The organism is Paenibacillus sp. EB106-04-04-XG159, from assembly GCF_058791835.1.
Genome location: NZ_JBYTDY010000028.1, coordinates 1 through 15,300, shown reverse-complemented (window position 1 = coordinate 15,300; position 15,300 = coordinate 1). Strand labels below are relative to the sequence as shown.

Sequence of the window (15,300 nt, the reverse complement as noted above, 5' to 3'; positions counted from 1 at the left end):
TAAAATGAACCAGAGCAATTCTTTATTTATTCGAACCGTAACTATGTTCTTGATATTGCTGATTCTAATCAGTTATCAGAATTATTCAACTGTTAACGCCTTCCCTCTAATTCCAGAAAGGAATGAGGAAAGCTACGATATTATCGTATTCCCTCAGTACCACCGGCTAGTCGTCTGTAAAGAAGGACGAAAAATCAGATCTTATCATGTTGCTGTAGGAAACCCTTCCACGCCTACTCCGGTTGGCGAATTTCACATTATCTTCAAAGGCGAGAACTGGGGACCTTCATTCGGTCCGCGCTGGTTAGGGTTAAATGTGCCTTGGGGTAATTACGGGATTCATGGTACCAATAAGCCCCATTCCATTGGACAACATAAAAGTCATGGCTGCATTCGGATGCGCAACGAGGATATTATGGAGCTGTATTCGATGATTCCAGTAGGGACAAGAGTAAACATTCTAGGACATGTATTGGGAGATCTGAATCATGAACCGCGTGTTTTAGCGGAGGGAGACGTCGGTGGAGATGTGCTGTTAATTCAATCGCGTCTAAAGAATGCAGGCTATTTCACTGGCGTGTGTGATGGCAAGTTTAAAGCAAGCACAACTAGTGCTCTCAAGCATTTTCAGCATGATCATCATTTAGCAGTAAATGGTGTGGTATCAAAAAAAGTGTACATAGAACTCGGACTGTTGGAATGATGGACGATTTCCTAGAAATATTGATTACACAACTATCCGTTTTTTGGAGGCTTGAACATGTTCTCTTTAGTGACCCGCTCCCTGATATCGCTTCTCCTCCTGTCCTGTTTTTCCTATAGTACAATTGTATATGCTGATAACAAGGCTCCATCATCAGAAGTTGTCATAAGTGTGCGAATAAGTCCATCTGCGACATTTGAACACAAAACGGTTTTAAGAGATGCGGACGTCCTACAGTTCCTAAAGGATGGTAAGGTAGAAAAAGCTGATCACCCCGCTGTACTTTCCGATATTTATATGACGATAATGCAAAATGGCAGAACCCAAGATTTTCGTATGGAGAATTCCGGTGCCTTGTGGAATGAAGCTGAATTAACTCGTCTTGTCCTTACTCCTAAAGCAACGGAGCAATTATTAACACATGCCGAGTCTTTAAGGAAACTTCATTATGGGACGATTATCCCCTGGAGTGAAGCGAAAGTGTTACTTCAGAGGAAAAGCAAGTTCTCTATAATTGACATGGAGTCTGGAATGATGTTCCGTGTGCAGCGGCGTGCCGGAAGCAAACATGCTGATGTGCAGCCATTAACCAAAGAGGATACGAAGACGATGAAGCAGATCTATCATGATCACTGGAGCTGGAATCGGAAAGCAATCGTCGTCGTTACAGATAAAAATACAAAAATAGCCGCTTCCATGAATGGGATGCCTCATGGTGGGGACGGAATTCCGGATAATGATTTTTCTGGACACTTCTGCGTACATTTTTTAGGCAGCAGCACACATCGATCTGTTGATTCCGATTTATTTCATCAGTTGATGGTTTACACGGCAGCTGGTAAAAGAGAGACATTCTTAAATGGCGTAACCCCCGATATGCTCATAGAAATATTTATTGGAGCATTGTCGCAAAGGAATCACGACCTTATTCAAACAGTGTTGAATGGTGCGAACTCTGAAACATTACACTTCTTCAGGAAAGAGATAGAAAACGGAACAACATTTCAAATGATTAAGAGAAGCGAATCCCAAATTCCAGACATCGAGCATCAATTAACTGCAGAGTCTGTGATATCTGTGTTCGTGAAACGGAAGAGCCATTCGGAAAGAAGTACAACTTTCCAATTTGAACTTGCACGGGAGTCTGTCCTTGCTCCGTGGAAAATCAGGAATGTACGATCGAATTAGAATATCGCAAGACAGAGCGATTGAGCTCCTGCCGCCATTCACCTGCGAATCGAAACAACAAACCGCCAATCCATGGGTTGGCGGCATTGTCTTTGACTCATATTTACCTTATTGTTTAAGCGAATTTACAAATTCATCTCGTGTTATTTCATAATCAACAGAGGATTGCAATTCTCCCAATTGGTTCTTCCATGAATCATGGTGAACAGCAACTCTACGGAATCCGATTTTTTCATATACATGTTGGGCTCGGGTGTTGTTGACATTCGTGTCTAAGATGACTTTGTGATATCCCATGTCTACAAACAATGAGTTAATTAACATCGTTAAGAATGTGGTTCCATAGCCCTTTTCTTGTTGATTGAAGTCACAAATCTTAACTCCAATTTCAGCAACATGATCGGCAACAGTTCTATAATTCATCTCACCTACCGGAACGCCAGAAATCTCTAAAATTAAGCGACGATTGAGGTCATTATCTGTCTCAAGTTTCTCGATAATCTCTTGTTCTGTCGTACCAATTCCATTTGGAAACCCAGCATGAGACATAATCTTGCCATCGTTCCACCAGCTGCATAAGATTCGTGCATCGTTTGTAATAGCATTTCGGATAACCAAATGTTCATTTTCTAAAAACATATATTTAACCTCCCTATATTGGAGAGCTAAATTATAGTCACCCTCCAAGTACCTATTTGAGCAAACAAGTCAATATTTTTCATTGTTATCACCCTTTCGATTAATATTTATTTCATTTGTACCAGACAAACATTTTCCCTAACTCCTGAAATCCGGCCTTGTTATAAACTCGCATAGCATCATCGGGCTCAGGATCTAGTGTCCATAGTCCCCCGTGATTAATATAGAGCTTATCTACCCCCAATTTCTTCAACCGGTGCATACTTTCGTATAACAGGTTTGTTGCCAACCCTTTTCTTCTATGAGCTTCAGCGGTTCCGAACGGTTCAATGATTGCAATATGGTTTTGAGTATCATGCCAGATGTTTGCGAAACCCACTACCTGATTATGTACATCAACGACCACCAAATCTAACTCTTGCTGATAAGTCGGACTGGACATTAGACGGTTGTATATATCCAAGTTCGGCTCTGTCAGCCCGGCTGATCCGCCCATAATCATCACTTTTTGCAGCAAATCATCGGACTGAATAGCTCTCACATGATAACCTTCAGGAAATTGAGGTTCTGGAATTGCGGAATCAAGGTCAATAACTCCGGAATACATATACCAGGTGTGTTGAGTATATCCCCTCTCTTTCAAGATCTTTGAACGTATTCGATCTTCGGGATAGCCCCATATGTATACTTCCTGCCTGCTTCGATCTTCCAATGAAGGTCCACAATAACGTTGTTCTGCCCAGGCAAATATCTCATCTTCGAGATGGACATAATCAGGAGCTGTGAAGCAGTACAAGATTCGATAATGTCCGGGCCATATAGCACCGATGATCGTACCATCTTGAAGTTCACATATGATCAATTTTTCTAGAAAGGAACTTCCTCCAAAGGAACGATTATAATCCAGATCACCAAGGCTTGGATAAAATCGACGTTCGGGGTTGGCAAACTTGTGAACGATGATTTCACGAAGAGCTGAATAATCTGCTTCATTCGCATAGGAACGAAATAGAACTTCCATTTTAACTCACCTCGTTATAAGGTTATGATACCAAAGCATTCTTACTATTTGTGGGAAATTATAGGTATAATTATTAATTCCCAGCAAAAAAAGGAGCACTCTCTCCAAATGAATGGATGAAAATGCCCCTGATCAAAATTAAACGATGGAATCAATTTATCTACATTTTTGAGTTATCCTAGTATTCCTCTAGAATTGCATCAATCGTGCGCTTTGCCTCTAGTGCCATGGACGAATTCTTATCATGCCCGTCATAGGTTATTAACGCTTTCCAAAGTGCCCAACCTCTTGCTCGATTCCACGTATCTTCGTCGCATTCCAGCGCTTGATACAAGGTGCTGCGGCTCTCTTGATCCAAGAAAGTCCAAGCCATTGCGTAATCACAAGCAGGATCTCCTACTCCCAATATGCCAAAGTCAATGACAGCACATAGTATGCCATCTTGGACTAATAGATTGCCTGGCGCAATATCACCGTGAACCCATACGTTTCTCTTGGACCATCTCGATTGTATAGCAGTAGACCATATGTCATTCAGCCTATCCGATGGCAGTAAAGCTTCGAGATGAACAAGCGCAGCTTGAGTTTCATCGTGATAGATCGATAAATCACCGCCGCGATAAAAGTTATGTGTTCCCGCTATAGGTCCATCGGTGGCATCGATTGCTTGAAGCTCCCTTAAGAAACGAGCTAGATCAACCGCGAATTGATTCAAGTCTTTCACATTGGAGTGATTCACTGTTTCTCCCTTAATCCATTGATTGATAGACCAAGGGTAAGGAAATAAATCTGTTGGTTCTCCTTTAGCTATCGGAGTAGATATCGGTAGAGAGAGAGATGGATTTAGCTTCGGCAGCCAATATAGCTCTTTCTCAACCTGTGGGGCATAGCACTCAGCACTTGGCAATCTCACCGACATATGATCCCCTAAGCAAAACGTTCTGTTATCATGTCCGCTCTTCTCAACTGGACGAATAGGCAAGTGCATCCACTCGGGAAATTGTTTCTGAATCAAAGACTTCACTAATTCTGTATTGATTTCGATCATCATTTACCTCTTATCTTTCAAGTTCGTTTTATAATGTGTAAGCTTATAGTCGGCCGTTGATAAAATCATTGACTTCATGAATGAAGTCTTCAGCTTGTTTGCAGTTTCCTGTATTATCGATAAAGGCGTGTCTAGTGTTTTTATATAATGAGAAATGAACTCTGTTACCTGCGTCCTTCAGTTTATTCGCATAGGCCAGAGACGAGTCTTTTAAGAAATCCAGATCGCCAACAACGATCAAAGCATCTGGCAAGTTGTTATGATCCTTACAATGCATAGGAGAAACGAGGTGACTATCCAGAGGTTCCTTCGATTTCTTCAAATACATTTCCAATATCGCTTCTCCAAATGCACTCTCTGACTTATTCGTCATCCCACTGCTCATCACCGTTAAATCCGTCGCTGGATAAAGTAAGATTTGCTTGGCAATACGGAACTGCGCACGATCTCGAGCCAGAATGGAAATAATCGCGGAATAATTGCCCCCTGCGCTGTCTCCCGAAACGATCACGTTATCAACATCGATATTCAGCTCTGCGGCATGCTCGACACCCCATTTAACCGCCGCGTAGGAATCCTCAAGTCCTTCTGGAAATGGAGCTTCAGGTGCCAAATGATAATCTACAGATAGGACGACGCAATCTGCTTGATCAGCTACTGCCTTGCAGTAATCGTGAACCGCATCGATGGAGCCGCCGATCCAACCGCCGCCATGGATGAACACCATTAACGGACGCTTCGTCTCACCTTCCGGTTTATATATTCGAATACGAAAATCGCTATGATAGCCTTTAATATAGCGTTCTTCGATATGAATCGGCCTTACCGAGATATCTCTGCTGACGCCGCCCATCATCTTTCTAATTTTTTTGACGTTCGATTTAATAAAAAATTTAGTGACAAATGACGGCATCCGTATGTACCCGCCGAAGCTTTCATTTTCAATAGCGACAAACTCATAATCTCGTTCTCTGTAATTCATAGTAACCCCTCCTGCACCACAAAGAATTATGAATACCGTTAGCCTTACTATCATCATATTTCCATTGCTGCTATGAAGTCAAATTGGCATCACTCGTGACTCTTCTCAGCTCATGATATTCCTACCGTATCCGAATAAATGGAACGATGAAAGCAAAAAATGTACATAAGATCCTAAACTGGAAGAAGAGATGGGCAGGTGGAAAAATTGCAATACGACCGCGGACTTCGAATCAACTCCCAAACTAACTCGATTGCGCCAAAAATCATCTTCATATGTGTCGATACTTTAATGAGTCACTTGATTGATAAGGGAATCGAGCAAAAGAAGCTTCCCGCCTTTCAGTTCCTGATTGAACACGGTCAATATTATAAGAACGTCGTCACCTCATTTCCAACCATGTCCGTATCGATTGACAGTACCTTGCTGACAGGGACATTTCCGGATCAACACCATGTACCAGGATTAGTCTGGTATTCTACGCAAGATAAGAAGATCATTAATTATGGCAGCGGACCTTTGGAAATATGCAGAAACGACATCAATCAGTATTTGAGTGACGCATTGATCCATATGAACGGAAAACATTTGAATCCGCAAATCCCAACCATCTACGAAGAATTGGCCAAAATGGGGATGACATCGGGTTCTGTCAACGGCTTGATCTACCGGGGTAGCTCCGATCACCAGCTGACTTTTCCGTTTTGGATTCACATACCTACCGTGTTACCCAAAAAACTTAAAGTAAAGGGTCCCGATCTAATCTCGTATGGTGCTTTCTTGAACCCGCTGAAAGACAAAATAACCTTGCCCGTCAACCTAATCAATCGGTTTGGATTTACTAATGAATATGCTCTAGAAACAGTAAAGTACCTCATTCGGAACAACCAATTACCACATTTTCTATACGTCTATTTTCCCGATCTAGACAGCAAGATACATAAAAAGGGTCCTCAAGATATAGAAGGCGTTATCCGTGCGGATAAGCAGCTGCAGTCTTTGCTGCAAGCTTTTGGTTCTTGGGAGGATGCTTTGAAGGAAGCCGTGATTATAATTATGGGAGATAACGGAATGGCTCATGTCCTTCCGTCTAATCAGCAACCGATCATTGACCTAAGCCAATCCTTACAGGGGTATCGCCTCTTACGGCCGGGGGCGGACGTTACGGATCACACCGAGATCATACTTGCTATAAATGACAGAATGGCATATCTATATAAAATTTCCCAGCACTTAACATTTGAACATATAGCGAATGCTCTGAGGACGGACCAGAGATTCGATATTCTGGCTTGGAAAGATGATGGATGGATTCGCGTAGTTCGGGCAGGATCGTCTAAAGAATTCGCCTATCGACCTCAAGGAACAATGGTTGATCCCTATAACCAATCCTGGACAATAGCCAATGACCCGGAAGTGTTGGATCTACAGATCAATTCACAAGCGAACACCTTGGACTACGGTCAATATCCAGATGCTTTACAGCGATTGTTAACAGCGTTAAATTCACATGATGGCGATTATATGGTGGTCACCGCTAAACCTGGATATGAATTGAAGTACGGCAGCTCACCCACACACAAAGGGGGCGCAGGACACGGCGGCATAAGCCAAGTAGAGTCGCTCATTCCGCTCATTATTGCCGGAACCGACCATAAACCGGAGTACCTAAGAATGGTCGATATGAAACCATTTTTGCTTCAGCTGTTAAAGGGATCATAGTTATTTCAGCTAGATATACGAAAGACTGCCCAGAAAGTAGAAACATCTACGATCTGAACAGTCCTTTTCATATATAACAATTCCTCTATTAGTTAGCGAGAACCTCCAGATCCACGCTGAGCGAACACTGTGAATCGCCTCCAACACGGATCATGAATCGTCCTGGCTCTACAACGCGCTTCAAGTCGCGAGTCACCATTTGAAGCTGCTCTTCCCCGATATCAAATACGACAGTTGCCGTCTCCCCAGCCTCGAGATGCACCTTCTTAAAGCCTTTCAATTCACGCTCCGGTCTCGTTACCGAGCTGAATAAATCTGTTACGTACAGCTGAACGACCTCTTTACCCGCAACTTCCCCTGTATTCGTGACATTGACAGATACTTGACAGCTGTCAGCAGTCCCCATAGAAGCTCGGCTAATCTCAAGGTCACTGTATGCAAATTGGGTGTAGCTTAATCCGTAGCCGAAAGGATACTGCGGCATATGATCCATCTCGACATATCGATGTCCCCGCGTGCGCTTCGAATTGTAGTATACCGGCAGTTGTCCTACATCCTTCGGAATCGAAATCGTGAGCTTACCGGAAGGATTGCTGTGCCCGAACAGGATATCGGCGATTGCACTGCCGCCTTCTTGCCCTGGATACCACGCTTCGAGAATGGCATCCGCATGCTCCACGATCCATGGCTCACTGATCGGACGGCCATTGATGTATACAACAATTAAATTAGATGTTACCTTGCGAAGCTCTTTGACAAGCTCTAGCTGCACCCCGAGCAAGTTCAATGCAGCACGGTCGAAGCCTTCGCCACACTCCATATCAGACTGACCTGAATTGGCATTAATCACGGCTGCGCCCGTTTGTTCGTTAATCGTATCCTCACCAAAGTCTCTTGTGCTTGATCCTCCTAAAACGACAACAGCCGCATCCGCCTGACGGGCTGCCTCAATCGCTTCCGCAAAGCCTTCTCTGGAATCCTCTTTGATGCTGCAGCCTTTCGCGTACAATACTTCTGTACTGTCACCGACCAGATGGCGAACGCCATCCAGTATCGTGACCACTTGCTCGCGTTTCTGCGGAGAAGTATAGTCACCCAGTTGATTGTACATATTGTTCGCATTCGGTCCAATCACTGCGATCTTCTTCAACGATGGAGACAACGGAAGCGCCTCATGTTCATTTTTCAACAGCACGACGCCTTCTTCAGCAACCTGCTTAGCAAGCTGGATATGCTCGTCAATTCCAATTCGAAGCTCTGCCTGTTCAGGATCAACATATGGACGTTCAAATAAGCCCAGCTTAAACTTAACGCTTAATACTCGGCTAACCGCAAGATCAAGCGTATCCTGATCAACCAAGCCGGAATCACAAGCGGTACGAAGCTGTCTCTTAAATAATTCGCCTGACATCTCCATATCCACACCAGCGGTAAGCGCCATTTTGGTAGCGATCTGCAAATTCTCAGCTACATAATGTCCTTGATGCAGCAAGCTCATAGCTCCGCAGTCTGTAATAACGAAACCGTCAAAGCCCCATTCATTCCGCAAAATATCGGTCAACAGCTCGCGATTCGAGGTGCATGGCACACCGTCAATCTCATTATAAGCAGTCATGATGGACTGCGCGCCTTCTTTTACAGCTCGTTCAAATGGATACATATCCTTCTCACGCAGCTCAATGTTCCCGATGTGAGCTGGCGCACCATTTCTTCCGCCTTCAGGAGAACCATATGCCACAAAATGCTTCAACGTCGCCACAATCGCATCGTCTGCATCCAGACGTTCACCCTGCAGTCCACGCACTGCTGCTACCGCAAATTCTCCGTTAAAGAAGGCATCCTCACCATATGTTTCTTCCGTTCTGCCCCAGCGCGGATCACGAACCACATCCAACACAGGAGAATAGGTTGCAGCTCCGCCTTGTGCTCTTGTCTCCTTCGCAATGACGCGACACATATCTTCATAGAGCTGTGCATTCCAAGTGCTTGCAGCTGTCAGTGGAACGGGGAACACCGTACCGCCGATGGCCATATGACCGTGAGAGCATTCTTCGCCAAACAGGATTGGGATACCCAGGCGGGTATTCTCAATCGCATATTTCTGCATTTCATTCGTGATCTCAGCGCCTTCTTTAACCGTGAGACCAGTCTCTAGCGTAACCTTCGTCCATGGGTCCGCACGCAGCACACCATAGAGTGAACCAATTCCCCCCTGAGCGATCTGCTCTTTATAGGAATCGCTCAGTCCAATCTGAGCACCCTTCTTCTCATAGGCCTGCCAGCCAAACGGCTGCATAAGCTGACCAATCTTCTCTTCAATGGTCATTCTTTCAATCAAATCTTGCACTCTATCCTGTATCGATACAGTAGGATCTTTATATTTCATCATCACTAGTCCCTCTCTATTCTAGTTAGTATTGGTGATATGATTATTTACTTACCATTTAAGTTTTATATTTAGCTGAAACAGTTACCGCTAACTCATCGGGCAACTGTGGTCATCATATCATTTCAAGTTAAGCGATTGCAAGGTATAACGGTTTCTTTTCCATAACATTATATTCCATATACAACTAACCCCATCCATATATCTCTATATGAAATGGGGCTGATGCAATCACTCTATTACCTATTAACCGGAAGCAGCTAACCATTCCTATTCCTGTGCTGAATCTTGTTCCGTTAACGAATACAAAGGAGCTTCCCACTCCTCTTCAGGATTGTTCAACGCATAGACTCGTGCTGTCTCACTCTGCTCGTTCACATGTTGAATAAAGATCGATTTTCCATCACACAACACATTCGCCATTTTAGCAGAGGACGCTATTTCTTGTGCTCTTCGAATATCCATACAGTAAGACCTCCCTTTCGCAGTAAAGTTCGTCTTTACTATGCACGAGGTCCATATCCATTATTCATTCTTATTACTAATGCAAAAAAAAGCATGAGTTGTGCAGCATACCATGCCCAGAGTGCTGGCTTGTATTGATTTCAGTAGTCACATATTGTATATAACAATTCGTAAGGTACAATGGAAGAATATCCAATCATTATGGTTTCATAAAACGGACAGGCGTAAACTGAAATACATAAGGGAGGTCATTGCCATTCGAAATGACGAGTTGAACAATTCAAGATCATCCACCGAGCCATTAGATGATACTGATGCCTCTATCTATGAAGGAGAAGAAGAGGATTGGAACCTGGAGGATGACGATGAAGATGATGAACTATATACTTCCCCCCGAAGAACATGGATCACCAAGACTATACTTATTTTGCTTGCCGTCCTGTTAGTTGGCAACCTGATCGCATTTATACCGCAGATCTACAATCTACCGGCACTCCGGTTCTTGAGTAAAGACTCACAATTATCTCTAGATGAACAGATCCAACAATATAAGCAAGCCGTTGTCGCGGTAAGTGCGGGCGATCGAAAAGGTACTGGCTTCAATATAGATGCGAATGGCCTCATCATTACGAATCAGCATGTAATGGCTGATGATCAGGCAGGCACGATCCAATTCCTTCATGGGGAGACATATCTGGCAGATGTCATCGTCAGCGATTCGGATCTCGATATTGCTATCCTCAGGATTCGAGACAATCCGACCAACCTGCCCGCGCTGCAGCTGGAGACTGAAATACCCTATGAAGCAGGCGACCCAGTCTATGTCATCGGCAATCCACTGTCATTCTTCCACATCGCCACTGAGGGCACGCTGCTAGGATTGACTTCAACTGAGAATCGCGAGCTTCCCATGCTTATGTTACAGGCTCCTATACATAACGGCAACAGCGGCAGCCCTGTAATTAACGATGAAGGCAATGTTATTGCTGTAGTATTTGCCACTACGACTCGGACACAGGGAGATCAATCCGTCACCGTGGGGCTCGCTATACCAATCGATTATTTGCAGAAATATGAGAAGATCATCCATGAATAAGAGATAAGAAAAATACCGCGAGCAGACGGCGAGTCCATCTGTTCGCGGCGCATAACATACTACATCGGCATAAGGCATCTTAGCCGTAAAGCATAAAAAACTGAAGTTGATGTCCCAATTGTTTTAAATAGTTATATAGCTGCGATCGGTGGTGAAACGTATGCGTGACGATTTCGATCAGCCACTTGATCTGAACCACCCCATGCTCCGAATAGAACGCTTTGGTGGATTTGTTCAATAGCTCGTCCTCACTTAATGACAGCAAGTACGTCCGCAGTAAGTCATAATTGGCTCGAAACCGAGCCGCCAGTTCCTGCGGATCCTTCATTTCACTTACGCTTGTTTCTACCCGCTCTACTTCTACTTGTGACTTCTCCTGCAGAATCGCCAGATCCGAAGCTGGAATGGACACCAGATGATGCGCCAGCTCTAACAATGTGCGCATATTGTCAGCTGGCCGATACCCCCACTCTTCTGGTTTGATTCGAGCTAGAAGCTTCTCGACTGTACGAACAGCTAAATCTAATTCGTCCAACAGATGACCCCGAATTTGTGCAACACCATTCATCCTTCTATCCCCTTCTCGTGTGATTGGATTCAAGCTTATCATAATAACCATGACAGCATGTATGTCACCATTAGTGGAACGTGTTCATCAAAAATCACTGATATGGGAGCCACTATTAAAGAAGTGATCTTTATGCCTTGGTATGAGTAGGATGGCAGTAGCATTCCAACGTATGATCATTTACCATCCCCACCGCCTGCATATATGAATAACAGATCGTACTGCCCACAAATTTAAATCCATCTTTTTTTAACTGTTTGCTCATTTTATCGCTTATATCGTTTGAAACAGGCACTTCCTTAAGGGTCTTCCATTCGTTAACGATTGGGGTGTTATCTACAAAACTCCATATGTAGTTGGAAAACGAACCCTGTTCTTCTTGAATTCTTAAGAATGCCTTCGCATTCGTTACGACGCTTTGAATCTTCAGTTTATTGCGAACAATACCTGCATCTTGCATTAAGGATTGCAATTTATCATCTGTATATTGAACAATCTTCTCCGCATCAAAGTGATCGAAAGCTTTTCGGTAATTCTCTCTCTTTTGCAGTATCGTCCACCAACTGAGACCGGCTTGTGCTCCTTCTAAGCATAGCATTTCAAATAATAGTCTATCATCGTATACGGGGACACCCCATTCTTTATCGTGATACTCCATATACAGTGGTTCATTTGTATTCACCCATGCGCATCGGCTTTTCATTGGTAGAACCATCCCTTTCTCATTTCGTGATCATGTACACCGTTTACTGTTATTTAAAGAAATGGCTATGTTAACACTCAATGTTGATAAACTATAAAAGTTAAATCGCCCCTAAAGAGCAGCTCTTTTTTCTAAATTTTGTACGAGGTTGGGCATAGCTTCATAAAAATATTTAATCAAATTACGCATTTGTTCTGCAATATCTTCACTGTCAGGAGCATCGATATTCACAGCCGTTTTCTGACCGTTATACACTTCATTGAATAATGGTACATCGCGGCAGAAGTTTTCTTTTATATAATCCCTGTGAAGCTCACTCATAGCGATAATTACTTCATTTTCTTGAAAGCAGGTTTCGTTAAATTGCGTTCTTTTGAAGTCTGTCGTGTCAATATTCATGTCATTCATGATATTAAAATGAATACTTGAATACTTACTAATATCACTGTTGGCTCTTATTCCAGCCGAAGCAACGTTAATTGAAGCCTTATTGTTTCTTCGAAGAAAATCCCTCATACAAAATTCGGCTATAACACTTCGAGTAAAATTGTCTGTGCAAACAAACAAGATATTCATTATAACCAGCTCCGTTTCAATATTCCATTTTACGGAATTGTATCATACAAAGAATTATTTCGACAGCTTCATCCAGTTTCGCCTTGCGAGTTCGCCCACGCCCCTAGAACACCATAGTTGGTCTTTTTCTGACGGTCACGCGTTAGCTCCGTTAATCCATTGGTGAATCATCCTCCGACGCATGATATTACCCCAATTATAGAACATTCGTTCGTAGTTATCAAATATCAACAACAGGATTTAACATAGCCTAGGAAATAAATAATGCACAATTCGCAATATCTCGGTAAACACTTATATCTCCTATTCACTTGCTAAGCACGTCTATCCTATACTGTCCAGGGGTTAACCCTGTCCACTTCTTAAAAGCGCTTTGAAATGCGCTCGGCTCCGAAAAATAGAGCAAATATGCAATCTCACCGATCGAATACTCCCTTTGTTTCAAATAGCACTTGGCTAACTCTGTGCGCACCCGAATCGACAGATCCCTATAAGAAGTGTTCTCTAGCTTTAATTTGTTCTGAAGTGATCTTGTACTAATCCCGAAAGATTCAGCAGTCTGCTGTAATGTCGGGAAATAGGAAGGAATACATGATTTTATCCACTGTACCACTTGATTTGAAAACATGCTTTCATGAGTCAACTCATCCAATGTTTCCTGCGCAATCGTATCAAATATTTGCAGTAATCTTGAATCAGAGTACATAACAGGATAGTTTAGCACGTCCTTACTCATGCGCAATCTATTGTGATCCGCACCAAATCGCGGAACTTTACCAAACATCGAAATGTAAGGTTGGATATTCGCTGGAGCGTCATGAGTAAATTCAATCTCATGCAACGAGATGCGTTGGTTACTGAGCTTCCCGATCAAATGATAGAGTGAGCTTGCCATATCATCAATGCAATGACGAGAAACTCGATCTGGATGTTGGAAAGATAATTGGATAAGGATGTCTTCTCCTTCCAATTCCCAGTCCAAATTGAATGCATTGCAAAGAATTATATTATATCTCTGGTAGGCGATTAGTGCATTGCCAATGGTATGAGAGTGCAGCATCACATAACCGAGAATGCCCATATCGATTAGCTCCATGATTTGTCCTTGATGCAAGCCGAAATGATGATCTTGCGTATAATTCGCTGCTGCGATCATTAGTCGCTCTAATTCTTCTAAAGTAATGCGAGCCTCTACATCTTGTAATAGAGTCCCATCAAACGAAGCATAACTGAAATATGGCTCTATTTCATATCCTTTCTGAACGATAGTTTTCACAATTGGATAAACCATTGAGATGGCCATTCCTTGGCTCTTCAAATCACCGATCCTCCATTGCGCAAATTAGCAAGTATATTGCGCAGTTGATCATTCATTTCGCTTTCCATTCGTTCTATGCTAATTACTAAAGTCTGACACCACTATATTATAACGTAACCCACGACTCTATCATCTATAAGTGTAAACTGTAGAGGAGGAACTGATGATGAAATCGAATATTCTTGTAATCAATGGACATCCCGACCCACAGAGCTTCTGTTCGGCCTTGTCTGACGCCTATATGAAAGGAGCATCGGCTAATGCTAAGGTTCGAACTATTGATTTAAGTAAGATAACATTTGACCCGAACTTAAAATATGGGTACCGCAAAAGAACAGAACTAGAGGATGATCTAATAGAAGCACAGGAACTGATCCGCTGGGCGGATCACCTTGTATTCGTGTATCCCACCTGGTGGGGAGCGATGCCAGCCATCCTGAAAGGATTCATTGATCGAGTCTTTCTACCTGGCTTCGCATTTAAATACCGTAATGGTTCTTTGTTAGTAGATAAGCTATTAACTGGGAAATCAGCGCATCTGATCGTCACCTCGGATACCCCATCCTGGTACAATAAATGGGTATATAAGAATGCGGATTACAATGTGATGAAACGAAACATCTTGAAGTTTTGCGGGATAACACCTGTACGAGTTACCGAGATTGGACCTATTAAAGGGTCATCAGAGAACTTGCGAACCAAATGGTTAGCTAAAGTAAGCCGATTGGGGTCGAAACTAGCGTAGAAGGCTATTTATTTGATGCCATAATTAATCGAGTAGGAGGGGGCGACTAGCCCCCGTCCTCTCACACCACCGTACGTACCGTTCGGTATACGGCGGTTCATGGTATATTCCGCAAGAGATTATATCTTTCCGTTAAGCTC

15 protein-coding genes are annotated in these 15,300 nt (G+C 43.1%); 5 read left to right on the top strand and 10 right to left on the bottom strand.

Going from position 1 to position 15,300, the window contains the following annotated elements:
- Positions 1–4: 4 nt before the first annotated feature.
- Both AC3WTP_RS22315 and AC3WTP_RS22310 read left to right on the top strand, forming a co-directional pair.
- Complete coding sequence (locus AC3WTP_RS22315; protein WP_492396827.1) at positions 5–703, top strand: L,D-transpeptidase family protein; 699 nt, start codon at positions 5–7, stop codon at positions 701–703.
- Between the two features lie 57 nt (positions 704–760).
- Positions 761–1,891: a hypothetical protein gene (locus AC3WTP_RS22310; RefSeq protein WP_492396826.1), complete on the top strand. Its 1,131-nt coding sequence runs from the start codon at positions 761–763 to the stop codon at positions 1,889–1,891.
- A gap of 108 nt (positions 1,892–1,999) precedes the next feature.
- Here AC3WTP_RS22310 and AC3WTP_RS22305 read toward each other — a convergent pair whose 3' ends face one another.
- The 4 genes from AC3WTP_RS22305 to AC3WTP_RS22290 form a co-directional block, all read right to left on the bottom strand.
- Entirely contained in the window at positions 2,000–2,530 is a 531-nt protein-coding gene (locus AC3WTP_RS22305; RefSeq protein WP_492396825.1) for a GNAT family N-acetyltransferase, read from the bottom strand.
- Between the two features lie 112 nt (positions 2,531–2,642).
- A complete protein-coding gene (locus AC3WTP_RS22300) occupies positions 2,643–3,551 on the bottom strand; it encodes a GNAT family N-acetyltransferase (RefSeq protein ID WP_492396824.1) in 909 nt (302 codons plus the stop codon).
- Positions 3,552–3,729: 178 nt separating this feature from the next.
- Positions 3,730–4,599 (bottom strand): aminoglycoside phosphotransferase family protein, encoded by an 870-nt coding sequence (locus AC3WTP_RS22295; RefSeq protein WP_492396823.1) that lies wholly within the window; start codon positions 4,597–4,599, stop codon positions 3,730–3,732.
- Between the two features lie 43 nt (positions 4,600–4,642).
- A complete protein-coding gene (locus AC3WTP_RS22290) occupies positions 4,643–5,581 on the bottom strand; it encodes an alpha/beta hydrolase (RefSeq protein ID WP_492396822.1) in 939 nt (312 codons plus the stop codon).
- Between the two features lie 198 nt (positions 5,582–5,779).
- Between AC3WTP_RS22290 and AC3WTP_RS22285 the strand changes: the two genes are divergently transcribed.
- Entirely contained in the window at positions 5,780–7,303 is a 1,524-nt protein-coding gene (locus AC3WTP_RS22285; protein WP_492396821.1) for an alkaline phosphatase family protein, read from the top strand.
- Positions 7,304–7,391: 88 nt separating this feature from the next.
- Here the strand turns inward: AC3WTP_RS22285 and AC3WTP_RS22280 are convergent, their stop codons facing one another.
- Positions 7,392–9,689, bottom strand: coding sequence for a glycoside hydrolase family 3 N-terminal domain-containing protein (locus AC3WTP_RS22280; RefSeq protein WP_492396843.1), 2,298 nt, complete (start codon positions 9,687–9,689; stop codon positions 7,392–7,394).
- Between the two features lie 270 nt (positions 9,690–9,959).
- Positions 9,960–10,154 (bottom strand): H-type small acid-soluble spore protein, encoded by a 195-nt coding sequence (locus AC3WTP_RS22275; protein WP_492396820.1) that lies wholly within the window; start codon positions 10,152–10,154, stop codon positions 9,960–9,962.
- Between the two features lie 271 nt (positions 10,155–10,425).
- Here AC3WTP_RS22275 and AC3WTP_RS22270 point away from each other — a divergent pair, with 271 nt between their 5' ends.
- The gene (locus AC3WTP_RS22270; RefSeq protein ID WP_492396819.1) at positions 10,426–11,250 is read left to right on the top strand and encodes a S1C family serine protease; all 825 of its coding nucleotides are present in this window, start codon (positions 10,426–10,428) and stop codon (positions 11,248–11,250) included.
- Positions 11,251–11,329: 79 nt separating this feature from the next.
- Here AC3WTP_RS22270 and AC3WTP_RS22265 read toward each other — a convergent pair whose 3' ends face one another.
- The 4 genes from AC3WTP_RS22265 to AC3WTP_RS22250 all read right to left on the bottom strand — a co-directional run bounded on the left by AC3WTP_RS22265 (position 11,330) and on the right by AC3WTP_RS22250 (position 14,415).
- Positions 11,330–11,818, bottom strand: coding sequence for a DinB family protein (locus tag AC3WTP_RS22265; RefSeq protein ID WP_492396818.1), 489 nt, complete (start codon positions 11,816–11,818; stop codon positions 11,330–11,332).
- Between the two features lie 130 nt (positions 11,819–11,948).
- Complete coding sequence (locus AC3WTP_RS22260; protein ID WP_492396817.1) at positions 11,949–12,521, bottom strand: DNA-3-methyladenine glycosylase I; 573 nt, start codon at positions 12,519–12,521, stop codon at positions 11,949–11,951.
- Positions 12,522–12,632: 111 nt separating this feature from the next.
- Positions 12,633–13,097, bottom strand: coding sequence for an arsenate reductase/protein-tyrosine-phosphatase family protein (locus tag AC3WTP_RS22255; RefSeq protein ID WP_492396816.1), 465 nt, complete (start codon positions 13,095–13,097; stop codon positions 12,633–12,635).
- Between the two features lie 307 nt (positions 13,098–13,404).
- Positions 13,405–14,415: an AraC family transcriptional regulator gene (locus AC3WTP_RS22250; protein ID WP_492396815.1), complete on the bottom strand. Its 1,011-nt coding sequence runs from the start codon at positions 14,413–14,415 to the stop codon at positions 13,405–13,407.
- A 166-nt stretch (positions 14,416–14,581) separates the two neighbouring features.
- Here AC3WTP_RS22250 and AC3WTP_RS22245 point away from each other — a divergent pair, with 166 nt between their 5' ends.
- Positions 14,582–15,160, top strand: a complete 579-nt coding sequence (locus AC3WTP_RS22245) for an NAD(P)H-dependent oxidoreductase (protein WP_492396842.1) — start codon at positions 14,582–14,584, stop codon at positions 15,158–15,160.
- Positions 15,161–15,300: the final 140 nt, after the last annotated feature.